The 26,597-nt window shown below is 66.1% G+C and carries 24 protein-coding genes; 15 read left to right on the forward strand and 9 right to left on the reverse strand.

Annotated features, from left to right (window positions below):
• Position 1: 1 nt before the first annotated feature.
• On the reverse strand, positions 2-1,009 hold the full coding sequence (gene nadA / locus HY699_02890) for a quinolinate synthase NadA (protein MBI4514745.1): 1,008 nt from the start codon (positions 1,007-1,009) through the stop codon (positions 2-4).
• A 142-nt stretch (positions 1,010-1,151) separates the two neighbouring features.
• Between nadA and HY699_02895 the strand changes: the two genes are divergently transcribed.
• The gene (locus HY699_02895; protein ID MBI4514746.1) at positions 1,152-1,589 is read left to right on the forward strand and encodes a pyridoxamine 5'-phosphate oxidase family protein; all 438 of its coding nucleotides are present in this window, start codon (positions 1,152-1,154) and stop codon (positions 1,587-1,589) included.
• A gap of 147 nt (positions 1,590-1,736) precedes the next feature.
• Positions 1,737-2,336: a Uma2 family endonuclease gene (locus HY699_02900; protein ID MBI4514747.1), complete on the forward strand. Its 600-nt coding sequence runs from the start codon at positions 1,737-1,739 to the stop codon at positions 2,334-2,336.
• 28 nt (positions 2,337-2,364) lie between these two features.
• Here HY699_02900 and HY699_02905 read toward each other — a convergent pair whose 3' ends face one another.
• The 8 genes from HY699_02905 to HY699_02940 form a co-directional block, all read right to left on the reverse strand.
• Entirely contained in the window at positions 2,365-3,204 is an 840-nt protein-coding gene (locus HY699_02905; GenBank protein MBI4514748.1) for a hypothetical protein, read from the reverse strand.
• Entirely contained in the window at positions 3,185-3,967 is a 783-nt protein-coding gene (locus HY699_02910; protein MBI4514749.1) for an energy-coupling factor transporter transmembrane protein EcfT, read from the reverse strand. Before HY699_02910 ends, HY699_02905 begins: the two co-directional genes overlap by 20 nt.
• 3 nt (positions 3,968-3,970) lie before the next feature.
• The gene (locus HY699_02915; protein MBI4514750.1) at positions 3,971-5,701 is read right to left on the reverse strand and encodes an ATP-binding cassette domain-containing protein; all 1,731 of its coding nucleotides are present in this window, start codon (positions 5,699-5,701) and stop codon (positions 3,971-3,973) included.
• A gap of 74 nt (positions 5,702-5,775) precedes the next feature.
• The gene (locus HY699_02920) at positions 5,776-6,561 is read right to left on the reverse strand and encodes a QueT transporter family protein (GenBank protein ID MBI4514751.1); all 786 of its coding nucleotides are present in this window, start codon (positions 6,559-6,561) and stop codon (positions 5,776-5,778) included.
• A 208-nt stretch (positions 6,562-6,769) separates the two neighbouring features.
• Positions 6,770-7,012, reverse strand: a complete 243-nt coding sequence (locus tag HY699_02925) for a hypothetical protein (protein ID MBI4514752.1) — start codon at positions 7,010-7,012, stop codon at positions 6,770-6,772.
• Positions 6,999-7,289, reverse strand: a complete 291-nt coding sequence (locus tag HY699_02930) for a BrnT family toxin (protein ID MBI4514753.1) — start codon at positions 7,287-7,289, stop codon at positions 6,999-7,001. Before HY699_02930 ends, HY699_02925 begins: the two co-directional genes overlap by 14 nt.
• A 147-nt stretch (positions 7,290-7,436) precedes the next feature.
• On the reverse strand, positions 7,437-8,396 hold the full coding sequence (locus HY699_02935) for a hypothetical protein (protein ID MBI4514754.1): 960 nt from the start codon (positions 8,394-8,396) through the stop codon (positions 7,437-7,439).
• Complete coding sequence (locus HY699_02940; GenBank protein MBI4514755.1) at positions 8,393-9,028, reverse strand: D-sedoheptulose 7-phosphate isomerase; 636 nt, start codon at positions 9,026-9,028, stop codon at positions 8,393-8,395. Before HY699_02940 ends, HY699_02935 begins: the two co-directional genes overlap by 4 nt.
• Before the next feature lie 102 nt (positions 9,029-9,130).
• Between HY699_02940 and HY699_02945 the strand changes: the two genes are divergently transcribed.
• From HY699_02945 to HY699_03005, 13 genes are all read left to right on the forward strand, one after another.
• Positions 9,131-9,643 (forward strand): hypothetical protein, encoded by a 513-nt coding sequence (locus HY699_02945; protein ID MBI4514756.1) that lies wholly within the window; start codon positions 9,131-9,133, stop codon positions 9,641-9,643.
• Between the two features lie 68 nt (positions 9,644-9,711).
• Positions 9,712-11,769, forward strand: a complete 2,058-nt coding sequence (locus HY699_02950) for a sulfatase (protein ID MBI4514757.1) — start codon at positions 9,712-9,714, stop codon at positions 11,767-11,769.
• Positions 11,770-12,188: 419 nt separating this feature from the next.
• Positions 12,189-12,734, forward strand: a complete 546-nt coding sequence (locus HY699_02955) for a hypothetical protein (GenBank protein ID MBI4514758.1) — start codon at positions 12,189-12,191, stop codon at positions 12,732-12,734.
• A gap of 61 nt (positions 12,735-12,795) precedes the next feature.
• A complete protein-coding gene (locus HY699_02960; GenBank protein ID MBI4514759.1) occupies positions 12,796-13,080 on the forward strand; it encodes a hypothetical protein in 285 nt (94 codons plus the stop codon).
• Positions 13,081-13,173: 93 nt separating this feature from the next.
• Positions 13,174-13,359, forward strand: coding sequence for a hypothetical protein (locus HY699_02965; GenBank protein MBI4514760.1), 186 nt, complete (start codon positions 13,174-13,176; stop codon positions 13,357-13,359).
• A 193-nt stretch (positions 13,360-13,552) separates the two neighbouring features.
• The gene (locus tag HY699_02970; protein ID MBI4514761.1) at positions 13,553-14,269 is read left to right on the forward strand and encodes a polyprenol monophosphomannose synthase; all 717 of its coding nucleotides are present in this window, start codon (positions 13,553-13,555) and stop codon (positions 14,267-14,269) included.
• Positions 14,270-14,339: 70 nt separating this feature from the next.
• A complete protein-coding gene (locus HY699_02975) occupies positions 14,340-15,509 on the forward strand; it encodes a glycosyltransferase family 4 protein (GenBank protein MBI4514762.1) in 1,170 nt (389 codons plus the stop codon).
• The gene (locus tag HY699_02980; GenBank protein ID MBI4514763.1) at positions 15,506-18,481 is read left to right on the forward strand and encodes a glycosyltransferase family 39 protein; all 2,976 of its coding nucleotides are present in this window, start codon (positions 15,506-15,508) and stop codon (positions 18,479-18,481) included. Before HY699_02975 ends, HY699_02980 begins: the two co-directional genes overlap by 4 nt.
• A 24-nt stretch (positions 18,482-18,505) precedes the next feature.
• Positions 18,506-21,604: a HEAT repeat domain-containing protein gene (locus tag HY699_02985; protein MBI4514764.1), complete on the forward strand. Its 3,099-nt coding sequence runs from the start codon at positions 18,506-18,508 to the stop codon at positions 21,602-21,604.
• 306 nt (positions 21,605-21,910) lie between these two features.
• Positions 21,911-22,150 carry a hypothetical protein gene (locus HY699_02990; GenBank protein ID MBI4514765.1) on the forward strand — a complete coding sequence of 80 codons (240 nt, stop codon included), beginning with the start codon at positions 21,911-21,913 and terminating at the stop codon, positions 22,148-22,150.
• 65 nt (positions 22,151-22,215) lie between these two features.
• Positions 22,216-23,004 (forward strand): class I SAM-dependent methyltransferase, encoded by a 789-nt coding sequence (locus HY699_02995; GenBank protein MBI4514766.1) that lies wholly within the window; start codon positions 22,216-22,218, stop codon positions 23,002-23,004.
• Positions 23,005-23,030: 26 nt separating this feature from the next.
• Positions 23,031-23,372: a hypothetical protein gene (locus HY699_03000; GenBank protein ID MBI4514767.1), complete on the forward strand. Its 342-nt coding sequence runs from the start codon at positions 23,031-23,033 to the stop codon at positions 23,370-23,372.
• 587 nt (positions 23,373-23,959) lie between these two features.
• Complete coding sequence (locus HY699_03005; protein MBI4514768.1) at positions 23,960-26,374, forward strand: hypothetical protein; 2,415 nt, start codon at positions 23,960-23,962, stop codon at positions 26,372-26,374.
• Positions 26,375-26,597: the final 223 nt, after the last annotated feature.

Here is a 26,597-nt window from a genome sequence, read left to right on the forward strand (position 1 = left end):
CTCAGCGGCTGAGATCGAGCATCCGGCGCAGCGAACGCTCGGCGCCGGCGCGCACCTGTTCGTCGAGCACGATCTCGTGCTCCATGTTTTCGAGCGCTTGCAGCGTGCCCGCCAGCGTGATCATCTTCATGAACTGGCAGAGCTTGCACGACTTGTAGAAACGCTTCTCCGGCACCTCGATCAGCAGGCGGTCCGACAGCCCGCATTCGGTAACGATCAAGAACTCCTCGGCCGGGCTGGTCTTGGCGTACTGCACCATGCCGCTGGTGCTGAGCACTGCGTCGGCCAGCGCTACCACGTCGGCCCGGCACTCGGGGTGGACCAGCACCTTGACGTTGGGCAGGGCATCCTTGACTGCCTGAATGTTGGCGGGTGTGATCTGGTGATGAACGTAGCAGTTGCCGTTCCACGAGATGATGGTCTTGGTGGTTTGCGTCTGCACGTACTCGCCCAGGTGTTGATCGGGGACAAACAGGATGTGTTGCGCGGGCAGGGCGGCGACGATCTGGGCCGCATTCGAGGAAGTGCAGCAGGCATCGACCACCGCCTTGACCTCCGCGGTGGTGTTGACGTAGGCGACGGTCATGAGGTCGGGATAGAGGGTGCGCAGCTGGCGCTGGCGCTGCTGCAGTTCCTCCGCGTTCACGGCGTCGGCCAACGAGCAGCCGGCGCGCAGGTCGGGGAGCAGGACGGTCTTGTCGGGGTTGAGGATCTTGGCGGTTTCGGCCATGAAGTGAACGCCGCAGAAGACGATGACGCCGGCGGTGACGCCGGTGGCTTGGCGCGCCAGCTCCAACGAGTCACCGACGAAGTCGGCGACCTCGAAGATCTCCGGCCGCTGGTAGTTGTGCGCCAGCACCACCGCGTTGCGTTGCTGCTTGAGCTGGTTGACGCGGTGGATCAACGTTGCCAACTCGGCGCAGTTGTCGCGGTTGTAAAGCTGCGGTGTATTGAGACAGGCGAACTCCTGCTCCAGTTCGGCGGCGGTTGGTTCGGGGTGAGGGATCATGCCGGTTCCTTTAGTTTGCGTACAAACTACGCATAGTCGGTGCCGGCGTCAAGCCACCCCGGCGAACCGCCACGGCGGCTGCCGGCTTGACAGGTTGGTTGCGAACGATCAATGCTCCGAGCCGGCGGGAGGAGGGCCGAACATGTCCTTAGCAATGAGTCGAACGGAACGGGAAACCTTTCTGGCGGCGGTGCGAGTGGCCGTGGTCAGCGTCGCGGCTCCGGGGCGGGCGCCGCTCTGCCTGCCGATCTGGTACAGCTACGAGCCCGGCGGGGCGGTGCGCTTCGCCACCGGCGGCAGCTCGAGGAAGGCAGCGCTGATGCGCGCCGCCGGCCGCGCCAGCCTGTGCGTGCAAACCGAAACCCCGCCGTACCAATACGTCAGCGTCGAGGGGCCGATCACCATCCGCGAGCCCGACTTTGAGACCGATTTGCGCCCGCTGGCGTACCGCTATCTCGGCCAAGAGATGGGTGACTGGTACCTGCGCACCACTGCCTCCGAGCGCGCGGATAGCGTTCTGGTGACGCTGACGCCCGAGCGCTGGCTGAGCGCCGACTACAACAAGATGGTGATGGCCTGAGCCCTGCCAGCGGCCGGCCAGCGCGGCTGGTGCCGGCCGCCGGCCGCGACGGCTGGCACCGGCAGCCGGCGGCGACGGCTGGCAGATGATTGGGCCTGAAGGTGATTGCATTGGAGCGCTCGGCGGGCTTTGATACGAACTGTGAGTATGGAGCCGAGGGAGGCACAAACGCAGTTGGCCGGGCAAGTGAGTTCGCTGCTGCCAGCCCCTGGGGAATGGCAGGATGCGGACTACCTGTGGCTGACACGTCGCACGCATCAACTTGTCGAATTGGCGGACGGGGTGATTGAGGTGTTGGCCATGCCCAGCGAGCGGCACCAGGCGATGGTCGCGCAGCTCTTTCTGGCCTTCTTGGCAGTCGCGCAGCGAATCGGCGGTAAGGTTGTGTTCGCGCCGTTTCGGCTGCGATTACGCACGGGCCGGTTTCGCGAGCCCGATCTGCTCGTGCTGCGCTCGGCCGGCGATGCGCGCCGGCACGACGCCTATTGGGACGGCGCCGATCTGGTCATCGAGGTGCTCAGCGAGGACGACCCCGAGCGCGACACAGTCACCAAACGTCGCGAGTATGCGGAGGCCGGTATCGCGGAGTACTGGATCGTCGATGGCAAAGCCGAGACGATCACGGTGCTGCAGCTCGAGGCCGGCGGCTACCGAGAACACGGTTCATTCGGCCGTGGCACCGCGGCCACCTCACTGATCCTGCCCGGGCTCGGTGTAAACGCCGACAACGTCTTCGACGCCCGGTGAGTCTCGCCTTCGGATCTCCGGCCGGCGGTCACCTCTGAGACGCCGGCTGATCACAGGCCGTGACCCAGAGTGACGCCAGCAAGGTTGCGGCGCTTCCGAGTTGCTGCTCGATCACGGCGTGCAAGGCCGTATCCAGACGCCGGAAATACAGCGGGTTGTGCGGCCAGAGCGCAGAGGCGGCCTCGCGGTCGGCCCGCAAGATGGTGTCGATCAGGGGATAAGTGCGAGTGAAGCCGTCGAACAACTCGCGGCGCAGGTCGGCGATCGGCCGCGCCGGCTGCAACCGGCCGCGCAGCGCGGCCTCGTAGCGCACGAGGCGATCGTCGACCACGCCGACTTCCAGGCGCAAGTGCACGCCGCGGTTGCCGCTGTGCTGGCCGTCGTAATTCACCGTCAGATGCAGCGGCTGGTGGGCATCGGCGACGTAATGACTGAGATAGCCGGCGCTGCGCACGATGGCGGCGGCGTCGCCGCGGCGCAGATCGTCGCGCAGCGTGCGGCTGAAGCGCAGAATGACCCAGGGCAGCACCCCCCGCTCGTGCACCGCCGCGCGCCCCGCCCGCGCCACCGCCTGGCGGTAGAAGCGGGGGAAGTCGGCGAACGGGTAAGGCATGTACGCATCGAGATCGATGAAGTGACGTACCGCTTCGCGCTGGCCCTCGCGCTGGCGCAGGACGGTGTCAGGTTCGACCGAGCGGCTCAACAGCAGCGCGCGGTGCTCGCGTAGCACCGGGGCGCAGGCCGCCGGCAGCAGATCAACCGCCAGGTCGGTCACCAGCCGATGCGTGCGTGTGCCCCAGGCGGCGGCAGGTGGCGGGGCGATACCAAGGAGCACCCAGGCCGCCAGGCTAAACCAGCACGCGCGCATAGCCGCTCCACCACAAGCTGACGAAGACCGCCGTGACCGCGAGCACCAGCGCCAGCGCCACCGCGTCGCCGGCCGCGAAGCGATACTGCTCGAAGCTGGTGCGGCGCCGGCGCGACTGAAAGCCGCGCGCCTCGAGCGCCATCGCCATGGCGTCGGCGCGCCGCAACGCGCCCATGAAGACGGGCACCAACACCGGCACGTAACGGCGCATGCGCTGGAGCAGGTTGCCCTCGTCGAAGTTGAAGCCGCGGCTGCGCTGCGCCTGGACCACGGTGAACGCGGCCTCGACGAACACCGGCACCAGCCGGAACGCCAGCGTCATGGTGAAGCCCAGCTTGTACGGCATCCCGATGCGGGTTAGCGCGTAAGCGAACTCCTCGATCTTGGTGATCGATAGGAACAACACCCCGACGGCCAAGAACGTGGCCAGCTTCATCGCCATGCCGAGGGCAAACTCCAAGGCCGCCGCGCTGACTTGAATCGGCCCGAGCTCCAGCAGCGGCTCGCCCTGGCCGTAGAACAGACTCCAGATCAGCAGCGTCATCACGAACACCATGACGAACAGTACCCGCAGGCGCCGCACGTTAGCCAACGCCCCGATCCAGCCGATCAACCCGAAGACCCCGAGCGTGAGCGGCAGCTGCAGCAGCGGCCGTTCGGTGACGAAGATGGCGACGAAGAAACCCAGCATCGCCAGCACCTTCACCGTCGGATTCAGTTGGTGCAGCGGCGTGCGGCGCTCGAGGTAGAGGTAGAGGCGCACGCTTCACCAACCGTCAGGGGTGCGGGCTGAGGCGGGCGGTGTCTCATCCGCCACCGCCCGCGCGAACTCGTCAACCGACAGCGGCGTGAAACCGAAGCGCCGGCCGAGCCGGGTGACGTCCGGGACGCGGAAGTGGCAGCGTTCGAGCAACTCCGGCTGCGCGAACAGCGCGCGCAACGAGCCGTCGAACAGCACCCGGCCGCGCGCCAGCAGCACGCCGCGCCGGGCATACTCGGCCACCACCCACGGGCTGTGGGTAATGATGATCAACGTCATTCCCGCCTGCTGCAGCCGGGTGACGAGATCCATCATCCGGCGCTGCTCGGGATAATCGAGACCGGTGGTGGGCTCGTCGAGCACCAGCACGCGCGGGCGCAGTGCCAACAGCGAAGCCACGGCCAGGCGCTGGCGTGCGCCCTTGGTGAACAGGAAGGGGTCGTGCTCCTCGGCCCCGCACAAGCCGACGGCGGCCAAGGCCTCGTCGACCCGAACGGCCACCGCCGCCGGGTCGAGGCCCAGGTTGCGCGGGCCGAAAGCCACCTCATCACGCACGGTGTTGGCGAATATCTGGTGGTCTGGGTTCTGGAAGACATAGCCGACCTCGCCGGCCACCCGGCTGAGCGGCAGCGCCGCCAGGGGCTGGCCGTGGAGCAGCACCCGGCCGCCGGTGGGCACGAGCAAGCCGTTGAGCAGCTTGGCCAGGGTCGTCTTGCCCGAGCCGTTCTGGCCGATGAGTGCGACGCTGTCGCCCGCGCGAATCTCCAGCGATACTTCTTCGAGCGCGTTGCGCTCGGGCTCGTAGGCGTACGTCACCGCCTCGACCTGCAGGATCGGGGCAGCGGCGGCGTTCAAAGCGGCGCCGGCGCGCGCGGGCGCCGGCAGCGGGTCGTTGCCTTGGCGCCGCCCCAGGCGCTGGCGGAGATCCTCGCTGAGCGCCTCGAGTGTCCGCACCGTTCGCCGGAGGCCGAAGGCGCGCGCCAGGCGATCGAGATCGGCGGCTCGCACGGCGTGGCGTTCGAGCAACTCGACCTCGGGCAGCACCTCGGCGGGCGCGCCGCTGGCCACGATCCGCCCGCGGTCCAGCAGCACCACCCGATCGGCGCGCTCGGCGGCCTCGATCTCGTGCTCGATCAGCACCAGCGTATAGCCGTCGCGGCGCAGGCGGCCGAGCACGTCGAAGATCTCCTGTTTGCCGGCCGGGTCGAGGTCGGTGGTGGGCTCGTCGAAGATGAAGATCGGCGGGCGCAGGGCGAGGATGGCGGCGATCGCCAGGCGTTGCTTCTCGCCCCCCGAGAGCGTCGACGGGTCGCGGCGCTCAAAGCCGGCGAGGCCGACCGCGGCCAGGGCCGCGGGCACCCGTTGTCTCATCTCACTCGGAGTGTGGCCGAGTTGCTCCATGGCGAAGGCGATTTCTTGCAGCACGTTGGTGGCGAAGAGCTGGGCCTCGAAATCCTGCGACACCAGCCCGACGACGCCGGCCAGGTCGGCGACCCCTTCGCCGGTCAATCGCCGCCCGAGAATTTCGATGCTGCCGGTCAGCGTGCCGGGCTGAAAGGCCGGAACCGTGCGATTGAGGCACTTCGCCAGCGTCGACTTGCCGGCGCCGCTTGCCCCCATCACCACGATCAGCTCGCCGCGGTGAACGGTCAGGTCGATATCGCGCAGCGCCGCCTCCTCGTTATCACTGTAAGTGAACGAAACTCCCCGCAGGGCGATGGCGACGTTGCCTTCCACGGCCGACCCGACTGTCTACTTTGGCCCTTAGACCTCGGCCGTAGACCTTGGACGTTGGACCTTCGGACTATCCTTCATAGCATCGCCAGGCCGATGAGCAGAACGACGATGATCGGTGCCAAGCCCAAGCCGACGTCGGCGGCGCGGGTGGTCGAGACCGTGTAGTGAGCGATCAACGGCAGCTCGAGGCGGCCGGTGGAGAGCAGCGTGCCGAGAATCATGCCGCCGGCCACCGCGCCGATCACCAAGATCAGCCCGACTGCGCGCGACAGGCGCGAGCGCGGCGCCCGGGCACCCATGACGTCGCTGTAGCGCAGCTTGGCAGCCTTCACCCGCGGATAGATCACTGCCAGCAGAAACGGCGTCAGCACGACGGCGACGACGAAGTTGTTGACCAAGATGATGTTGCCCAGCACCGAGAAGGGGACGAAGCCCAGCAGGTTGATGCCCCAGCCGATGGTCAGTGCGCAGACCGCGCTGGCCAGTCCGACGACGCCGGTGAAGACCAGCCACTCGAGCGGCAGCTTCGGCACCGGGTCGCGCTCGCCCATCAGCGCGGTCCACACCTTATAGGGCACGAACCCGTAGAGGAAGTTGCCGAAGAAGCCGAACAGATCGCCGGGGCCGATGCCGCCGAAGAAGTCGCCGATGACGTTGCCGATGGCGGCGCCCCAGGCCCCGGCCGGACCGAAAAGGAACGAGCAGATCACCGGCACGGCATTGGCCGGGCGGAACTCGGTGACGCCGGGAATGATCGGCAAGACTTTGAACGGGATCAAGATGGCCGCGTACAGCGACGCGCTCATGGCGGTGAGCACCACCATGCGCGTGTTGCCCCACATGTCGATGAGGTCGCGCATTGTGCGCGGGCTCCTTCAGGCGACCTCGGCCGGTTCTTCGGGGGCGGCCTTGAGCGGCCACGTGATCTCGCCAGGCAGATCGAGGTGAAGCTTTGTCATGACCATCTCCCTCCAGCGACCGTAAACTAGGTTTTTGAGAGTCGATTGCCAAGCCGCGAGCAATCTATCGCAGAGGCGGGCGTCATCGGTGATGCGGTTGAACCCCCCATCATGCCGCCCGCCTCCTGCGGGAGCGCCGTCGCGGCAACGCTTCGTCGAGGGCCACGAGGGCACGCAGAGCTTCGTTCACGCACTGGGAGTCGGGAAAGCGCGCCGCCAGATCCGGATCGAGCACCCGGAGCAGCGCCGATGCTCTGCCAGCCTTGCCGGCGAGTCTTCCCCGGGTGGCCTTCGACCAGTCGTAGCGACCCGGATGCCCCTCGGGAAGTTTGCTGGGGTCAATTCGGCTCATCGTATTTCCTCCTTTGCGTGGCGGACGCCTTGCGTGCGCTGATGATGCGAACCCGCCCAGCGAGCAGGCTTTCGGTGTGCACAACGAAAAGAACCCGCAGCAGAGCGGAACGGCCGATGGTGATCCAGCGTTGCGGAAAAACCAGATCCGGCGCCCCGACGGCCATCGGATCCGCGAGCGCGGTGATCGCTTCCTCGAAGGACACGCCGTGTTTCTTGATGTTGGCAGCAGCCTTTAGATCATCCCATTCGAAGTCACCGAAGACGACCTTTGCCACGCATCGACCATACTAACCCGTTTGCTGTGGTCAAGGCCTTCGAGGAGAGGCGGCAGGTCCATGATCCGCTCGCCGTGCGCGGCGGCGTTTCGGCGGCAGCGATCATCGGTGCTTTCCTCGATGAACGACGAGCCCTGCCGGCCGGGATCACGCCCGGGTTGGCCGCTCCATTTCCTCCGTGATCGCCGCGCACAGCAGCGGGAACATGATCTCGTGGTGGCCGGTGAGCTCGTAGCCGCGGCCGCTGCCGAGCGTCGGCCGCTGCACGACGTTGACGTGCGGCCGGTAGTGACGCAAGAAGTCCATGTCCACGGTGACGAGATCGGCAACCGTCGCGCCCACGTTGCGGGCGAGGTTGAGCGCCTTCAGAAACGTCTCCGGGATGACGACGGCGGAACCCAGGTTGATGAAGACGCCGCCGTCCATGCCTGCGGCCACCGCCGCCAGCGCGCGGAAATCGGCGAGGCTGGTGCTGCCGATGGCGGCCCCGTCTGCGCTCGGATGCATGTGGATGATGTCGGTGCCGATGGCAACATGCACCGTGGCCGGGATTGCCAAACGGTCGGCAGCCGCCAGGATGCTCAACCGCTGATGCGGCAGGGCGGCGCGCGCGATCTCGCGGCCGACGGATTGGCCAAGGCCGAGGCCGGCTTGGGCCCCCTGCACAATCGCCCGGTTGAGGAATTCGCCGGTCTCCTGCGCCATGCCGAAGCGCCCGTCGGGCAGATGCGCCGCGACGTCTTCCGAGGTCTCACCCTGATAAGCCAGCTCGAAATCATGGATGATCGCGGCGCCGTTCATGGCCACGGCGTGGAGTACTTCGCGCTCCATCAGGTCGATGATCAGCGGACTCAGCCCGACTTTGATCGGGTGCGCGCCCATACCGAGAACGATCGTCTTGCCGGCGCGCTGGCGGCTCGCGATCGCCGCGGCGATCGCGCGCAGGTCGCGGGCCGCGAGGACGTCGGGCAGGGCAGCGAGCAAGTCGCGGACACTGCCGTTCGCGCGATGCGGGACGCCGAGCGCGCCGGTGGCCACCTTGCTCGGCCGCTTCCCCAGCGGATAGGTGCGGACCTGGGCGAGGTCGAGCGGCGGAAATCGCCTCATCGCCTGGCCGCCTTGCTCCGCTGGCGCGGCCGTCGGGGTGTCGCCGGCGGACCCGCCGCTCGGCCGAAGAGGATCTGCTCGGCCAGCTCACAGATCGCGTGGCCGATCAGAATGTGGGTCTCCTGAATCCGTGCGGTGTCGCCGGTTGCGCTTACACACAGGTGGTGATCGACCAGCGCGCCCAGCTTGCCGCCGCTGCCGCCGGTAAGGCCGACGGTGCGAATTCCCATTTCACCGCAGGCAGCGACGGCGCGCAGCACACTGGCGGAGTTGCCGCTGGTGGAGAGGGCGATGGCCACGTCGCCGCTCCGCCCGAGGGCACGGACTTGCTTGGCGAAGACCTCGTCGTAGCCGAAGTCGTTGGCAATCGAGGTCAAGGTCGAGGAGTCGGTAGTGAGCGCAATCGCCGCCAGCGGCGGGCGTTCGAGCGCGAAGCGGTTGACGTACTCGGCGGCGATGTGCTGGGCATCCGCGGCGCTACCGCCGTTGCCGAAGAGCAGCAGTTTGTTGCCGGCGTATAGGGCGTCGGCGATCAGATGAACGACCGGCTCGATCGCGCGGCCGTGCTGGCGCAGGAACTGCTGCTTCGCGGCGATGCTGGCCGCAAAGATCTGCCTCAGCTCGCGTTGCATGGGCAGCGGTGTACACCAGGCGATGCAGCGAGGCAAAGGTTTGCCGGGTGGGGAACCCGGCGGGTTTGCGCGGGCCGCGCCTGGCAGCTAGTAACGGAGGCCATGATCACACCGCGGCGGCGCTGGAGAGCATTGCTTGGCGGGGCCGCTCTTGCGTGGGTGCTGCCGGGAGCGGCGGCGGGGCAGACTACTGCGGCAGCGAGTCAGCTGCTCCACGTCGCTCCGATCGCGTTTCTGCCCGCCAACAACGCAGCCGGTTATGTTGTCGAGCAGGGCGGGCTCGGCCGCCTGTGCTCGCACAAGGGGGCGGGCTACTTTGTCGCTCCGCTGCAACTGCCCGACGGCGCGGTCATCGAGCGCGTGGCCATGCTGCTGGTCGACACCAACCGCGACGCCCTCGGCCTGATGTCGCTGGTGCGCCGTGAGCCCGAGCGCTTCGAAGTGCTGGCGATCAGCCCGGTGTCCGCCGGAACCACCGAGCTGGAAACCCTCGCCAGCGCTGACATTAGTGCGCCCGTGATCGACAACGAGCGCTACACCTATCTGCTGCAAGTGCTGCTCACCGGCCCGGGCGTATGCCTCTACGACGCGCAAGTGACCTATCGCAGCCGCTGAGTTCGACATCGGGCTGGCTCCTGCTTGCACTGTTGGTGCTGTCAGGATGCGGGCGGGAGGCGCCCGGGGTGAGGCAGTGGTTGCTGGCGGGCGGCTCGGCGCCGGCAGCCGAGGTCACGCTGCTCACAGTCGGTGACGAGACACGGCCGGGAGTCCGGTTGGCGCCGGGGGCGACGGTGGCTTGGCCGGTGGCGGTCAGCGGCCGGCTGCATTTTGCCTTTGCGGCCGAGCGCGCCGAGGCGGCCGAGCATCCGCCCCGGCTCGAAGTCAATGCCACCGAAGCCGGCGGCGGTGCGGCGCGCTTGGCCACGGTTGCCGCCGCCAGCCACAGGCACTGGCAAACCATGGCAACCGGGCAGGTGCTGCGTGCCGGCCAGCGGATCAGCTTTACAGTGCCGCAATCCGAGCCGAGCGCGGTGCTGCTGGGTGATCCATGGATCGAGCCGCCGGCGGCGCTGGCGCCGGCCCTGGTGGTGGTCGTGCTCATCGACACCCTGAGAGCCGATCACACCTCGCTGCTCGGCTACCACCTGCCGACCACGCCCAACTTGGAGCAGCTGGCTCGTGATGGCGTGACCTTCACGCAGGCGCACACCCCGGCGCCTTGGACGCGGCCGTCGGTAACGTCGCTTCTGACCAGCCTCGATCCGCTCACTCACCGTGTCGTCGATCGCGTCGACCGGCTGCCGCAGCAGATCACCACCTGGCCGGAGGTTATCCGCCGCCAAGGCTTTCGCACTGCCGCTGTCAGCACCAACCCCAACGTGCTCCCGCTGTGGGGGCTGGCGCAGGGGTTCGGGCGCTTCATCGATTTGGATTCCTTTCGCTGGCTGGAGAACTCCGACGCGCAGCAGGTCTTTGCCCGCGCCGAACGGCTGCTGGACGATGAGCCGCTGCCGCTGTTCTTGTATCTGCATGTGAACGATCCTCACGGCCCCTACGATCCGCCGCCGCCGGCGGCGCGCCAGCTGTTTCCCGACTACTCGCCCCAGAGCCCGGGGCGTAACCTGCGGGCCACCGACCCGCCGGCAGTGATCGCCGCCGCGGTGCGGCGCTACGACGGCGAGATCCGTCACGCCGATGCGGCGCTGGGCCAGTTCATCGAGCGGCTGCGTGCGCGCGGCTTGTACGACAACGCGGCCATCGCCGTGGTCGGCGACCACGGCGAGGAGTTCACCGATCACGGCGACATCAGTCACGGCAAGACCCTGTTCGAGGAGATGCTGCACGTGCCGCTGTTGATCAAGTTTCCCAAAGCGGCCCATCGCGGCGAGCGCGTGGCACGGATGAGTTCGCTGACCGACGTGTTGCCGACGCTGGCGGCGGCGATGGGCTGGCCGAGCCCGCCGGCGATCGCAGGGCAGGACCTGATGCCCGCGATGGCGGGCAAGGCCGCCGGCCGCAGCCGGCTCACGGCATCGACTCAGTTGGACGGCACACTGGCGTACGGGCTGATGACGGCGGAGCACAAGCTCATTCGCCGCCTGCGCCCGCACAACGACACGCTGCTGTTCGACTTGCAGGCCGACCCGCAAGAACACCGGCCGAGCGCGGACCAGGCGCGGCGGGACGAGTTGCAGCGTATGCTCGATGCCGAGCTGGCGCGCGGCCGCAGCGGCTGGCACGTGCGCATCTGCGGCGGCGCCGGCGCGCAGGCCATCAGCGTCGCCGTGGATGGGGTCGAGGGTGCAGTTGAGTCCACCGACCTGGAAGCAGAAGACCGACTGGAGGCCGCCGCCGGCAGCGGGCGCCTGCGCCTCGAGGCGACGGTCGGCCCGGTGACACGCCAGCGTGAGTTGTTGGGCAAACTGGTTGATACCGCAACCCGTGATGCCGACGAGCTGTGGTTTGCAGGCACGCGGCCGACGCTGCGGGTGTCGTCGCGGCCTGAGCAAGAGCGGCCCAGTCTGCGTCTTGGCCACGATTCACCGGCGGCGGTCGCCGGTGCGATCGAGCTGGAGGCCGCGCGGCTCACGGTCGCTGCGGGCGAGGCACCGGAGTGTTCGGCATTTCCCGGCGCTATGATCCTGGTCTGGTACATCGCTCGGCCGCCGGAGGCCGAGACTGCCCGACCCGATGCGGCCACACGCGAGCGCTTGCGCGCGCTAGGCTACGCCGTCGAGTAGTGGATACGTCTTGCAGTCCCGAACGGCGGTGCTCAGCGCGGTCTGACCTTGGCAGCGCGGCGCGGGGTAACAAGCGCGTACGCTGCAACGGCTGCGCCTTCCAGATCGAGATGGCCGCGGCGGGAGCACCGCTCCCGCCCTCAAGATCGGAAGGCGGGAGCGAATCGCATCATTGTTGAGGGGTGGAGCATTGCTCCACTCCTCAGAGTTTTTCACAGCCTCTGAGGTCAGCGCCGCCGACTTCTGCATCAGCAACGACGCCGCCGGCTCGGTGGATTTGCCGGCCATCTGCGGCGAGTGAGCGGTGAAGCGTGGCATGATTCCGCTCCCTGATAACGCTTAGCCCCTTACCCCCGCGTTTCGCCGGTTGTGGCCGAACGCTGGCACCAAAGGCACGGGCCGTGGTAAGAGCAAGTTGGATGGCAATCAGCGCCAGCGAGTTTCAGGAGTTAGTTCGGGAATTGGAGCAACGCCCCGAATGGCGCCGCGAGCTGCGCCGCGTATTGCTCAGCGACGACGTCATCGACCTGCCGCGCTTGATGGGCGAGCTCGCCCAGGCGCAACGCGCCACCGAGGCGCGGCTGGAGCGTCTGACCGAGCGCGTCGATCAGCTCACCCAGCGCGTCGACCAGCTCGCGGCAGCGCAGCAAGAAATGACATCGCAACTCGCGCAGTTGACGCGCACGGTCGAACATCTGGTCAAGCAGATGCAACTGTTGACCAACCAGGTGGGCCGCCTGAAGGGATCGGACTGGGAGCGCCGCTACCGCGAACGCGCGCCCGCGTATTTCGCGCCGCTGCTGCGGCGCATCCACGCGCTGTCGAGCGAAGAGATCGCCGCGCTCCTGGACGATGCGGAAGAGCGCGGCCTGATCGCCGAAAAGGTCGTGACCGGCTTGACTGCGGATTCTCGCGTTCTCTACAGTTATGACGATGGGACGGATTCGGCAAGCGATTGCGGTTGACGGCCGCCAGTGTTGGACGCTCTTCGATTCGGGTGCGCGCAACACGTACGTGGTTCCTTCGGTGGCGGAGATTCTGACGACCTCGGCCACCCCGCGGGTGATCCGCACGGCGCTGGGCGGGACCGTGAGGGAAGCCAACCGGGCGGCGCTGCTTGAGGGCGAAATCGAGGGGCACCCCTTCTCGACCCACGCCTTGGTGATCGACGAGATCGGTAACGACGAAGACGGCAAGCCGATCGAAATCCTGTTCGGTGCGCTCGCGATGCAGCAATGGGGCATCAGCCTGAACCCCACCGAAGAGAAGCTCGACCTGTCGCATTATCCGGAAGAGTTCGTGGAGTTCTAAGGAAGGGTGCGCGGCAAGCCGTGAGGCGTGCAGCGTGAAGGTGTTTGACCGCTTGCTGCTCGCCGCTCACCCCTCATCGAGACGCTTCGGCCGATGCCGCTAGATGACGATTCCGGCGCTTTCGAACGCGAGTTCCGCGCCGCGGTTGCCAGCGTGCTGCCCACTGCTCGTGTCGAGTGTGTGGCGGGCACCGTGATTGCGGTCAAACTGCCGGTTCGGATTTCATTCGCGGTAAAGGCGGCTGAAGGCCAGCGTCAGGGCACGCCGTCTCCAGGCTGACGCCGCCCTGTAAGCGCCGCATTGAGTCGTGGGAAATCGGCTGGGGTGCGGAGAATCGACTTGCAAAAGCCCGCCGGAGCAGCTTACAAGCACACGATCGCCCCTGCCCGTGCGCGGCGAAGTGGGCGGAGCTATGCTCGCTGGTAATTCGGATAGGTATTTCGGATAGGTATCTAGGTTCGTGAGCGATTCATTGAAGCACACGGTCGTCGTCATCCCCACCTTCAGAGAGCGGGAGAACATCGGCCGGCTGATTCCCGCGGTGCTGCACCAGGATCCGGGCATCTCGGTGTTGGTGGTGGACGACAACTCGCCCGACGGCACCGCCGACATCGTGCGCGAGCTGGCCGCCGCCGACAGCCGGGTGGCGTTGCTGAGCCGGGCGCAGGCGCAGGGTATCGGTCCGGCCTACAAGGCCGGCTTCATCGAAGCCTTGCGCAACGGCGCCGACTACATCGTGCAGATGGACGCCGATTTTTCGCACCCGGCCGAAATGCTGCCCGAGTTCATCCGTGAGATGCGCGACTACGACATCGTGCTCGGCTCGCGCTATCTCAACGGCATCACCGTGGTGAACTGGCCGATCGAGCGGCTGCTGCTGAGTTATTTCGGCAACTGGTATTCGCGCCGGATCACCGGCCTGCCCAACCACGATGTCACCGGCGGTTTCAAGTGTTGGCGCCGCGAGGTCCTCGATCGCATCGGGCTCGAGCGCGTGCGCTCCAACGGCTACGCCTTCCAGATCGAGATGACCTACCGCGCCTGGCGCCTGGGCTACCGCATCAAGGAGATCCCGATCATTTTCATGGACCGCACCGACGGCGACTCGAAGATGAACAAGCGCATCGCCCTCGAAGCCCTGTGGATCGTGTGGTGGCTGCGCCTCATGCACTTGGCCGGCCGCCTCTAACTTCTGACTTCTCACTTCTCACCCCTTACCCCTGACTTCTTACTCATCACTTCTCACTTCCTTGCCAACCATGCGCCCGCTGCTGATCCTCAATGAGCGGGACATCCGCCATCCCAATGCCGGCGGGGCGGAGGTCAATCTGTTCGAGGTGACGCGCCGGCTGGTGGCGCTGGGATACCGCGCCACGTTGATATGCACCAGCTTTGCCGGCGCGGCGGCAGAGGAGACCATCGACGGCATCCGCGTAGTTCGCCTCGGCAACCGGTTGACGTATTACCTACAACTACCGCCGCGGGTGCGGCGGGAGCTGACGCCGGACACGGTGATCATCGAGCACCTGTGCAAGCTGCCGTTCTGTGCCCCGCTCTACACCAAGGTGCCGGTGCTGCCGATTACCCATCACCTCTTCGGCGCCACCGCCTTCTGGCAGGTGCCATGGCCGGTGGCGGCGGTCGTGGTGGCGGCCGAATGGTTGATTCCGCCGGTGTATCGCCGTTGTCAGTTCATCGCCGTCTCGCCCAGCACCAAGCACGACTTGATCGAGCGTGGGGTAGCGGCGGCGCGCATCCGAGTAGTGCCCAACGGCGTCGACACCGAGCGATACTGCTTGCCTGCGCGTGAGTCCGATGGGCCGCCGACACTGCTGGCACTCGGGCGGGTGGAGCCCTACAAGCGCATCGATGTGATGTTGCAAGCGCTGGTACGCATCCGCGAGCAGGTTCCCGCGGTGCGCCTGATGGTGGTCGGTGGTGGCACCGGACTCGACGCGGTGCGCGATCACGTCCGCCGCCTTGGGTTGGGCGACTGCGTAACCTGCACCGGCTTCGTTGGCGAGCAGGAGAAGATCCAGCACCTCCACTCAGCGCATCTGGTGCTCAATACCTCGGAGAAAGAAGGCTGGGGCCTGACGGTGCTCGAAGCCGCCGCCTGCGGCTTGGCGACGGTGGCCAGTGACGTGCCCGGCCTGCGCGATGCCGTGCGTGACGGGCGCACGGGCGTACTGGTGCCGCATGGAGACGCGGAGTCACTGGTGCGGAGCGCGGTCGAGCTGCTACGCGATCACCAGCGGTGCCGACAGCTGGGGCGCGGGGCGCGGCAGTGGGCCGAGCGCTTTTCGTGGGCGGGTGTTGCCGAGGCCACGCGCCAGTGCATCGAGGAAGCAGCTGGCGCTCCCTGCCAGGCGGAGAGGCCAGCTTGGTTTGAGGGCGAAGATGGGACGGCGGAGGTCAGGCAATCGTGACGGGCGCTAGCCGTGCGAAGTGGCTTGATTGGCCCGGCCTGGCGGTTCTCGGTGGGGCCGGGCTCTACTTCGCCAGCTTCGTCCGCTACGGTTACAATCTCGGCGAGGACGGCGATGTGGTCTACCTCATCTACCGCACTTTCTCCGGCCACCGCCCATACCTGGATTTTGCAAGCGGCTATACCCCGGGTTTCTTCTACTTCAACGCCGCGCTGTTTCATGTCTTTGGAGCCAATCTGCTTGTGTTGCGAGGCGCGCTGGCCGCGGTCAACGCGCTGGCCGTATTCGGGCTCTACCGCCTGGGTGCGGCGGTGATGCCGCCGCTGCCGGCGGCAGTGCCAGCGCTGGCGTACGTGGCGCTGATGCCGGTCTTTGCCGGCGAGTGCGCCATGTTCAACGTTCCATATCCTGCCTGGTATGTGGTGCTAACGTGGGTAACAAGCACACTGGCAGTGGTACGCTTCTGTGCCGGCGCGCAAGTGCGTTGGATGGCGGTGGCCGGGCTACTGGTAGGTGTCGCGTGCGCTTTCAAGCCCAACACGGGCGCCTTCAACCTGGCGGCGTTGGCGATGGTGTTGTTGTGCACCAGCGCGGCGCGCGGAACGTGCTGGCAGCGGCTGTTGTGGTGGAGCTTGCTGGCTGGGGTGTTGGGAGCCCTCGCCGCCGTATTTCACTTCCAGCCTGCAACTCGAGACGCGCGGCTCCTGCTGTGGCCTCTGTTTGCTATCGGGTTGCTGCGTCTCGTCGCTCCACAGCGGCAGTTGGGAACGCTGTCGCCGCGGCAGTTTGCCGCCGGGGCAACCGCACTAGTGGGCGGGTTTGCCGCGGTCACGCTGCCGTGGATGCTGTACTACCTGGCCGAGTTGGGCCGCGAGCGGTTTCTGCGCGAAGTGTTATTCATCGGCAGCGGTCACGAGCTGTTCTTTTTGCTGCCGATCAGAGACCTGGGTGCCGGTGATGCGGTGCTTGCGCTAGGGGCCGTGGCGTTTGTCATCGCCGGTCGAGCCCTGCGACGACTGGAGGTGGCGCCGCGGTTGGTGGCTGTGGCTGCGGCAACGCTGCTGTCGCTGGCGATGGCAGGAATCCTGACGCTGGCACCCATGCCGGAGGGTTTTTCGAATGCGGTCGTGCAGCGGGCACAGCATGTCAGCTTCGGGGCGGCGCTGATCGTGCACTGGGCGGGAGTTCTGGTTTTGGCGCGGCGCTTTTTCACCTCCACCGGCGCGGCGAATATGCCCACCAACGCCGCCATCGTCGCGCTCGCGGTCAGCGCGCCCTGCTTGTACCTCAGCATTTATCCCCGCAGCGATTTCTTTCATTGGCTGCTGAGCGCACCCGTTACTCTGGTACTCGGGATGTGGTGCTATTGGCAGGTGGCGCGCACCTGGTTAGCCGGGGAGCGCTGGTCGCGTGTAGCGGCGTTGCCCGCCTGCGCGGCGGTGCTAATCCTGGCGGCACCGAACGTACTGCTCGCGACCCGGCTGCAGCTGACGCCCGCAGACGACCTCGCGCAGCTGAATCTGGCGCACGCCCCCGTGGTGCTGGAAGCCGGCCGGCGCCAGCGCTTCGACGACCTACAGCGTGCGGTCGAGTTCATCCGGCAGAACAGCGAGCCGCATGACACCTTGTTGGGGTTTCCTAATCTGCATTTGGTCAACTTCCTGTCCGCGCGCCAATCACCTGCGCGCTACGGCTACTTCCACCCCGGCTGGCCCGATCACGTGCTGGAAGCTCAGATCGTCAACGCGATCGAGTCGCGCCGGACACCGTTGATGATCCTGAACCGCGATCCCCTGCTCTTCATGGGGCATGCCTCGCTTTATTATCTGCTCCTGCGTCGGTACGTCCAGCGTAACTACGAACCGGCGGCGCGGTTTGGAAGCTACGATATCCTGCGACGGCGTGGTGCAAAGAGGGCAACTGTGGCCTCGCAACCGACCCCGACGGACGTACTAGCGCAGATACCGGCAGATTGCGCTGCGGCGCTGGCCGCAGCGGAACGCGAACGTTCAGGACGCAGCATCGAGCTAAGCGGATGCTGGCGGATGGGCGTCAGCCCGGCGCTGCAGGGGCGCGCAGTGCTGGCAGCGCGCGCTGCGCAAGATGCCGACGGCGCTTGGGCGCTGGCGGATGCCGTGCGCGCCGGCACGCTGGCGCCAGGCGCGATGCTGCCCGCCGTTCGAGTGATTGGCCAGCAGGCCGATGCCCGTACGGCCCCGGTGTTGGTCGCGGCGCGGGAGAGGCTCACGGGGCAGGCGCGCGATGAGTTGGATACCGCTCTGTTCAACGTAGCCAGCCGCGCATTCATCCTACGCACGCTGTTCGTGCCGCGCACCGAAGGCGAGGAAGAGGTAAGGGCGGACCCGCGCATTGGCGCGGCAGCGCTGGCGTGGCTGGCCGAAGGCCAATCGGACCTGCGGCTGCGTTTCGCCGGCGCCTGGATCGCCGGTGTGCGCGCCGACTCGGCCGCCGAACCGGGCTTGCGCCGCCTGCTGGCTGAACCCGACGTGGCCATGCAGGCGGTCGCCGCCGATGCGTTGCTGCGCTTGGGCGTGGCTGACGGCGTGATCGAACCGCTGCTGGCAGGATTGGCTTACGACGAGATGTTTCTGCCCGGTGCGGTGCTCGCCTGGAGTCAGGCCAACCCCGAACGCGCTCGCGTCGTGCTGGCGGAGGCGTTTCGCCGCGGCAACGACAAGCAGCGCGAGACGCTGGCCTTCATCGCCGGCGCGCTCGGTGATCGGGTGCTGGGCGAGACGATTCTCGGCGGCATCACTGACCCTCTGCCGCGCGTACGCATCGCCGCCATCTGGGCCGCCGGTGTGCTCCATCTCGAGGCAGCACGGGCTGACATTGAACGCGCGTGGCGTGGTGATTCGGTAGAGCAGGTGCGCGATTTCGCTCAGGCGAGCCTGGCGTGGCTGGGTGTGGGGGGTGAGAAGTCAGAAGCAAGAAGTAGAAGTGAGACGTGAGGCGTAAGGGGTGAGGAGTAAGAAGTGAGACGTGAGAAGCTCAGCGGTACGGCGGCGCTGTGGGGCGGGCTGATGTTGGCCTTGCCGGTGGCGTACTTTGCCGCGCTGGCACCCTACGGGCTCAACGTCGATGACGAAGGGACGCTGCTGTACCAGATCTACCGCACCTATCTCGGGCAGGTCCTGTACGTGGACTTCCACGCCGGCTACACGCCGGGGCTCTTCTACTGGAACGCGGCGCTGTTTTCGTTGTTTGGCGTCAACGTGGTCGTGCTGCGGCTGTGCCTGGCGGTGGTGAATGGGCTGAGCGTGTACTGCCTCTACTGGCTAGCGCGCCGGCTGGGCGCGTCGCCGGTGGCCGCGGCCGTGGCCGGGCTGGTCTATCTTGCCTTCATCCCTTACTACGACGGCCAATTCGCGGCCTTCAACATCCCGTACCCGATCTGGTACGTAACGCTCTTCTGGCTGTTGAGCGTCATAGCCACCGTGCGGTGGTGGGAGCGCGGGCAAACGTGGCATTGGTTGATCGCCGGTGCCTGTACCGGCGTGGTGTTCACCTTCAAGCCCAACAGCGGGTTACTCAATCTCGCGGTGTTGTTGATCGCCCTGACCCGTCTACAGCGGCCGCAGGAGAATAACCCCGAAGTCGGCGGCGGTGTCCGGGGCCTGCTCGTTGCCGGCGAGCGCAGCCTGCGTTGGCTGATTCCCTGGGGGTTGGCGCTGGCGCTGACCCTGCTGTTCATCCGCGGTGCCGGCAGCGGGCGCCGCGAGGCGCTGCTGTTTGCGCTGCCGCTGGTGGTGCTGGTGGCCTACCAGCACGTGACTGCGCGCGGGCGCCGACTGGCGCGGGCGGTGGCGCCGCTAGCGATCTGGCGGGACCTGCTGTTGCTGGCGATCGGCTTCGCCGTCGTGATTCTGCCGTGGGTGGCCTACTTCTGGAGCCAGCTCGGCACCCGGCCGTTCTTGCGCGCGGTCCTATTCCTCGGCACCAATTTCGACCGCTTCTACTTCATGCCGTACCCCGAACTTGGGCAGGTGGACGCTGCTCTGGGCGTGGCGATCTTCGCGGCTTGGGCGGTGGGCGTGATGATTCGGCACGGCTGGCTACCGCTGCGACTGGTCGGCGGCGCAATCGCGTTGGTGCTGCTGGCCGCGTTCGCCTGGCTGTTGCGCCACCCGCCGCCGATGGTGGAAGGCTTCCAGATCTCGGTGGTGACCCGGCTGCGTAGCGTCGCTTTCGGGATCATCTTGGTGGCCGAGTGGTTGGCGATCGGCATCTACCTCGCCCCCGGAATTCGCGCTGGTCGCGCCGCCGCCGCGCAGCCGGACGCGGACCCGCGCCAGAACACCCACGCGGGCCTGCTGCTGCTCCTGCTGTTGTCGGCGGTGCTGATGCACATGCAGCTCTATCCGCGGACGGATTTCATGCACCTGGTGCCGGCTTGCCCGGGCATTCTGGTGTTGGTGGCGTGGCTGCTGGAGCGCTTGGCGCGTCAATGGGCGGCGGGCGCGCGCACCGCGCTGGGCCGCGGCGCGGTGGCGGCGGCGGCCGTGGCCCCGTTGTACCTCCTGGTCGTGATTCTGATCGCCCCCGCGCTGGTGCGCATTAGCTATCTGGCGCGCGCGTGGTGGGAGCACGATGCCAGTGCGCTCGTGCGGCTGGACAATCCCCGCGCGCCGTTGGTGCTGGAGCCGGCTGCGGGCGAACCGTTCGAGTCATTGTCGGCCGCGGCCCGTTACCTGACCGAGCACGCGCGGCCCGACGAGTTCGTCTTCAGCTTCCCGGCGCTGGATCTGGTGAGCTTTCTGGCCGACCGGCAAAATCCGACCCGGCACGGCTACTTCTATCCCGGCTGGCCTGGGCGCGAGGTGGAGGCCGAAGTCATTGACTCATTGCGCGCCCGGCAGCCGCGCTACATCGTCGCCCTGCATGGCCACGCCATGTTCTTCATGTCGGCGCCGATCTACTACTTCAACCTGCGCCAGTACGTTACCGACAACTATCGGCTAGAGCGCAGGATCGGCAATCTGGACCTGTTGGCCCCGAATCACGCCGCCGGCCCGCCGGCAGCGGAGGGGATGGGCGATACCACCTTGAGCAATGCTATCACTCGCTGGCGGGCTGAGCTGCAGCACCACGCGGGCAAGCGCGCGCGGCGTGTGGAGGCGGTGTTGGGCCGACTCTCTGCGGCCGACACTGCCGCGCTGGCTGCCACCGTGACCGCGCTCGATGCGCCGGCCCAGCGGGTAGTGGCCGGTCTGATTCGCAAGAGCCGCAGTGCTGAAGGGGCGGCGGCTCTGGCGCTGGCGTTGGAGGAGCCGTGGCTCGATCCAACCATGCGCGAGCTGTTTCTGCGCGCCATTAGCGAAGTCGGCGATCTGCGGTCCGTGGCGCCGTTGTTGCGCCTGCTCAAGACCGCCGAGCCCAGCCAGCTCGGCGGTATCAGCGGCAGCCTTTTTACCCTGGCATCGCGCTCCTGGCTCGAAGACTACTGGTACGCGCCACCCGCGCGGCAGGCGGCAGAAATCCTCGAGGCCACGACTCTCAACCAGATTGTTCATTGGTTGGATAATCCGTGGGAGTCGCCGGCGCTGCGCTCTTTCGCGATTCGCGTTGCCGGTTGGCTCGGTGACCGTGCGGCCATTCCGTTCCTGGTCCGACTCGCCGGTGATCCGAACGAGGTGCCCAACCTGCGCGTCGACGCCGCGCACAGCTTGGTGGAGCTGGGTTTTGGAACGCAGATGCTTTCAGCCATAGCCGGGCTGATACAGATCGACCCGCTGGTGCCTGCCGTCTTGACGGTGAAGCTGTATCCGCAGGCGCCGGCGTTGGCGCGTGCCTTGGTGGCCAAGGCGATGCGGGTGCCTAATGACGGCCTACGGGCGGAGGCCTTCTGGGTGGCGGCGGCGACGCATGACCCCGGGCTGATTGAGTCGCTACAGTATGGCTTGCAGGATGCGGTACCTGAGATCCGCATCGCTGCCGCCTGGGCACTCGCCAACGAAGGCGCGGTCGAGAGCATACCCGCGCTCGAACAACTCGCCCGCGACGGCAATGACCAGGTGGCCGCCGTCGCCGCGCGTGCGGTGAGGAGGGTGAAGGGGGTGAGGGGTGGGGAATGAGGCGTAAGGGGTTAGGGGCTGAGCCAAGGCAGGAGCCACCGCGATTATGGCGTCCGGCTGCCGCAGTATATGAAGTTCGAGATCGTCGGTCGGATCGAGCCTGTTGAGGTCATTGCCGCGGGACCGGGCGTGCGTGTTCGACGGGCTGCGCAGGGCATACGGCGCCGCGCGGTGGCGGAAGTTGAAGGGGATTGCGACGGTTCGCTTGCCGAACGGGGCGCTGCACCGGGTTGAAATCCATTGGTATGAAGCGCACGGTATCGGGCGACGGGATATGAAGATCAAGCACTACCTGTCGGAGAAGCCATGAAGCAGCCTGCGAAACCGTTCGCTCTTTGCGTCGACAACGCCGAATACGAGGCGTCCCTCATCCTCGGCAAAGTGTACCGGATTCTGCCCGACGCCAAGGCCGCGCGGGATGATTTGGTTCGCATCGTTGACGAGAGCGGCGAAGACTACCTCTACCACAGGAGTCACTTTGTCTTCGTGGACTTTCCGAAGGCTGTCGCCAAGCGGATTCTTGCCCTGCAAACAGCCGGCGCTTGACTGCATACCGACGCCGCTTAACCCCTAACCCCTCACCCACCCCTCACGCCTATCCCCTAATCCCCATGTCCCAATCAGCAGGCATTTTCACTGGCGAGCGACTGGTGGCGGGTGATCCGCTGTTTGCGGTGGACTTCGCCCGGCACTTGGTGGCCTACCGCTACGCGCAAGAGCTGGCGCGTGGCAAGCTCGTGCTCGATGCCGGTTGCGGCGACGGCTACGGCAGTCACCTGTTGGCCGAGACCGCCGCACGGGTCGTGGGCGTCGATCGCTCGGCCGACACGGTAGCGGTGGCGGCGCGGCGCTACCAGACGTCCAACCTGACGTATCGCGTGTGCGAACTGACACGGCTGGCGGATTTGGGTGAGCGCTTCGAGCTGGTCATCAACTTCCAGGTGATCGAGCACTTGGTCGATCCGCGGCCGTTCCTGCGCCAGGTGCAGGCGGTCTTGCGCCCGGGCGGCCGGCTGATCGTCACCACGCCGAACCGGGTCAATTCCCTCGTCGAGAACCCGTACCACGTCCACGAGTACGAGGCCGGCGAGTTGGCGGCGCTGCTGCGGGAGGTTTTCGCCCGAGTCGAATTGCGCGGCGTCTGCGGCAACGAGCGGGTAATGGCTTTCGAGCGCGCGCGTGGCGTGCAAGCCAATCGCATTCTCAGGCTCGATCCCTTGGGCGTGCGCAACCTGCTGCCGCGCCAATTGATCGAGTGGGCCTATCCCAAGCTGGCGCGCCTGGTGCGCAAGAACATCGCCCGCGACAGCCGAGGGTCGGCTGAGGTCACCGCCGCCGACTTCTGCATCGGCAACGACGCCGCCGGCTCGGTGGATTTGCTGGCGATCTGCGGCGAGTAAGTCGTGAAACGTGGACGGGCGCGCAGTTGGCGCGCACGGTCGAACATCTGGTCAAGCAGATGCACCTGCTGACCAACCAGGTGGGCCGCCTGAAGGGATCGGACTTGGAGCGCCGCTACCGCGAACGCGCGCCCGCGTATTTCGCGCCGCTGCTGCGGCGCATCCACGCGCTGTCGAGCGAAGAGATCGCCGCGCTCCTGGACGATGCGGAAGAGCGGGGCCTGATCGCCGAAAAGGAAAGCGAAGAGCTGCTGGCCGCCGATGTCGTCGTGCGCGGGGTGTCGCGCCGCGACGGCGCCGTGGCGTACCTGGCGGTCGAGGTCTCGGGCGGTATCGGGGTGGACGCGGTATCGGGGTGGACGATGTAGCGCGGGCGGTGCGCCGTGCGGAGCTGCTTCAGAAGCTCACAGGCGAGCCGGCGGTGGCGGTGGTAGCCGGCGGGTGCCGGTGCACCCCGAAGGCCGGCGCGCCCGCACCTCAGACGGCATCGCTCTGCTACCGGTCGCCGATCTTCTCGCCACGGTCGCGGATGGAACACTGTGGTCGTGAATGGTGAGTTGGTGATGGGTGAGAGGTGAGGGGTTAGAGGTGAGAAGCGAAGAGTGGGAAGTGGGCGTGCGGCCCGACCCGAGTAAGGGAACGTCAGGCCAACAAGGGAAATTCGTGCCGCCAAGTTTGCGCTAAGGGAGAGTCACTTGTATGGTCACAAACATGGATGAAACTACCGGCAACGGGCTTCGGCAAACTGGCACCGGTACCGAGGTGCCACGGTTGCCGGCTGTTTCGAATGTCGCGTATCGCGGTTCGGCTCAGGCCGGGCTACGCGGGACTATCGGCGCGCGCTAGCGGCTGATTATGCAGACTTTCCAGCACCTCCTAGGACACGCTGGATTGTACGCTGATCTCATCTCAGGGTGAGGCAACATTTTAGAACAGGTCGCGCAAGGTGACAAATATGCATACTCCCAGGCAGCTGTATACGGGGATCGCGTTTTCGGCGGCAGCAGTACTCATTCTCGAGATCGGCCTGACGCGCATCTTCTCCTATACCATTTGGTATCATTTCGCGTATCTCACCATCAGCGTAGCCCTGCTCGGATTCGGCGCGAGTGGGTCATTTCTGACGGTGTTTCGAGGCGCGAATACGCGCCGCGATTTCCTAACGTGGGCTGCAGTGGGTGGGCAGGTGGGCGTGGTACTTGCGCTGGCAGTCGTCAGTGCAGTGCCGCTTGATCCACTCAAGGTGGTCGCCGACAAGAGCGCGCTTGGTAGGCTGCTGCTCTACTACGTAGTGGTCACGTTGCCCTTCTTTGCCGGCGGCCTCTGTGTCGCTGGCCCTCTGCAGGCCCGCCCCGAGCTCGTGAGCCGATTGTACTTCGCTGACTTGCTGGCAGCTGGTATCGCCTGCGGCTTGATTGTGCCGTCCATATGGTGGATCGGTACGCCCATCACCACCGGGATGGCGACCGTAGCGTTCGGTGTTGCCGCATGGGCGTATGCGGCACCCCAGGTTCGCTTGCGTCAGGGCGTCATTGCCGCGGTCCTCGGGCTAGCAGGGGTGTTGCTGTGCGCCCAAGCCACCTTTACCCCAGCCCCAACGAAGTTCGTGTCGCGATTTCTGGCTGCGGCGGGTGCCCAGCTTGGGTTTAGTCGCTGGACGCCGATCAACCGCGTCGATGTCGTGACCTTCGATCCTCCGCCCCGCACTGGCAGTTACGTCAATTGGGGGATCAGCCCGAATTACAAGGGTCAGGGCCCCGGCTACTTCATGGTGGGCAACGACGGCGACTCGTGTGCGGTCATGTACAACTGGGACGGCAAACCGGAGACCATAGAGTTCCTGCGTCACCACGTTCTGCGCGTGCCGTATCTACTGCTGTCGGAACCGAGCGTAGTCGCGATTGGCCTAGGAGGCGGAGCCGACGTTCTGAACGGCTTGTTGAACGGCGCGCGCTCGATTGTCGGTGTCGAGATCAACCCCGCCACCGTTTATGCCGGGAAAACTCTCTTTCGAGAGTTTAACGGGAACATTCTGAATCATCCGAAGGTTGATGCGGTTGCGAGCGAGGGACGCAGCTTTCTGCGGACACGCAATGCGCACTATGATCTCATTGAGATCAACAGCGTCGATACGCTTTCCGCTCTCTCGACCGGCGCCTACGTCTTGTCCGAAAGCTACCTCTACACGGCCGACGCCGTGAGTGACTATCTTTCGCACCTTAACCCGGGCGGCATCTTCGCAATGGCGGTTGGCGATTTGAACGACGAGCGCGAGCCCCCGCGACATACCTTGCGGTTGGCCTCCGTCGTAAGACGGGCGCTCGAGATGCGCAAGGTGCAAGAACCGGCGCGACATGTGCTCGTCGTTGGCACCGGAAATAACTTGCCCCTCACTCACACACTAGTGAAGAACGAGCCCTTTACCCAAGCCGAGGTCGCCGCCGTCGAAGCCTTTGTCAATCAGGAGGGCTTTGTCTTCTGGCATCGACCAGACCAGGTTCTGCCGACCCGGACCGCCGAGATCCTAACCTGGGACCAACCGCGCTTGTCGCAGTTCTATCGCGAGTACTACCTCAATCTGCAGCCCACGACCGATGAATCTCCATTCTTCTTCAACTTCTACAAGTGGTCGGCTCTCTTGCAGCGCTCAGGCCGCGCCGATGTTAGCTACGACCGAACGCTGGCGACTGGGCAAATTGTTATGGTGGTGATGCTGATTCAGTCCGTCGTATTCGGCGCCGGCCTAATCCTGCTACCTCTGCTCTTTGTGCGCACTGGCGGAACAGGCCTACTGGCACAACGCGCTGGCTATCTAGCGTACTTTGCCGCGTTGGGTATTGGGTTTATCTTGCTCGAAATCAGTTTCATCCAGCGTTTTGTGCTATTCCTAGGATATCCAACGTATGCGTTGACCGTAGTCCTGCTCTCCCTCTTGGTGTTTACGGGCCTCGGGAGTTATCTAACGGACAAGATTCACGACGGCTTCGGGCGCGTCCTCTTGTGGCGATTGTTGTGGCTGCTGGTTGTTGCCGGCGCCTTCCACTTAGGGCTGACTAGTTTGTTTAACCTGTTTCTCGGGGTGCCGCTGGCGGGGCGGGTTCTCTTGTCCATCGTTCTGCTGGCGCCGCTCGGATTGATATTGGGGGCGTTTTTCCCTCTCGGAATACGCGTCCTCGAGCTTCGAGCGTCGCCGCTCATCCCGTGGGCATGGGGCGTGAACGGCTGTGCAACGGTGGTGGGGACCATCGTGGCTGTGATGATGGGTATGACCTGGAGCTTTCGCGAGGTCACTTTGGCCGCGGTTGGAGCCTATGCCGTGGGGGTCCTTGCCCTCGCTAGCGTGGAGCGGCGAGCACAGCGGGAGCCTTGACAGCAGGGCGCATGGCACGCATTACGGCCTTGAGATCGGCGCGGGGCGTGCGCTCGGGAGGCCTGTTAACAGCGTCCGTCCGACCAACCTACCCAAGGAGGATGCGAGTAAGTCGTATGCCTAGGAAGGCACGTGCTAGTTGGGCGAGCCCTAGCGAGCCAGCTAGGGCCGCTACGAACTTCAGGAGGCTTGCCAGACCCCAAGGCATCGCGAAAGGGACTAG

It is taken from the genome of Deltaproteobacteria bacterium, assembly GCA_016210005.1.
Taxonomy (GTDB): domain Bacteria; phylum Desulfobacterota; class Binatia; order HRBIN30; family JACQVA1; genus JACQVA1.

Coding starts and splice junctions, on each gene's coding strand:
- HY699_03005 (MBI4514768.1), top strand. CDS start 23,960: ATGCATACTCCCAGGCAGCTGTATACGGGGATCGCGTTTTCGGCGGCA.
- nadA (MBI4514745.1), bottom strand. CDS start 1,009: ATGATCCCTCACCCCGAACCAACCGCCGCCGAACTGGAGCAGGAGTTC.
- HY699_02935 (MBI4514754.1), bottom strand. CDS start 8,396: ATGAGGCGATTTCCGCCGCTCGACCTCGCCCAGGTCCGCACCTATCCG.
- HY699_02920 (MBI4514751.1), bottom strand. CDS start 6,561: ATGCGCGACCTCATCGACATGTGGGGCAACACGCGCATGGTGGTGCTC.
- HY699_02990 (MBI4514765.1), top strand. CDS start 21,911: ATGAAGCAGCCTGCGAAACCGTTCGCTCTTTGCGTCGACAACGCCGAA.
- HY699_02905 (MBI4514748.1), bottom strand. CDS start 3,204: ATGCGCGCGTGCTGGTTTAGCCTGGCGGCCTGGGTGCTCCTTGGTATC.
- HY699_02895 (MBI4514746.1), top strand. CDS start 1,152: ATGTCCTTAGCAATGAGTCGAACGGAACGGGAAACCTTTCTGGCGGCG.
- HY699_02975 (MBI4514762.1), top strand. CDS start 14,340: ATGCGCCCGCTGCTGATCCTCAATGAGCGGGACATCCGCCATCCCAAT.
- HY699_02965 (MBI4514760.1), top strand. CDS start 13,174: ATGCCGCTAGATGACGATTCCGGCGCTTTCGAACGCGAGTTCCGCGCC.
- HY699_02995 (MBI4514766.1), top strand. CDS start 22,216: ATGTCCCAATCAGCAGGCATTTTCACTGGCGAGCGACTGGTGGCGGGT.
- HY699_02900 (MBI4514747.1), top strand. CDS start 1,737: ATGGAGCCGAGGGAGGCACAAACGCAGTTGGCCGGGCAAGTGAGTTCG.
- HY699_02955 (MBI4514758.1), top strand. CDS start 12,189: ATGGCAATCAGCGCCAGCGAGTTTCAGGAGTTAGTTCGGGAATTGGAG.
- HY699_02925 (MBI4514752.1), bottom strand. CDS start 7,012: ATGAGCCGAATTGACCCCAGCAAACTTCCCGAGGGGCATCCGGGTCGC.
- HY699_02940 (MBI4514755.1), bottom strand. CDS start 9,028: ATGCAACGCGAGCTGAGGCAGATCTTTGCGGCCAGCATCGCCGCGAAG.
- HY699_02945 (MBI4514756.1), top strand. CDS start 9,131: ATGATCACACCGCGGCGGCGCTGGAGAGCATTGCTTGGCGGGGCCGCT.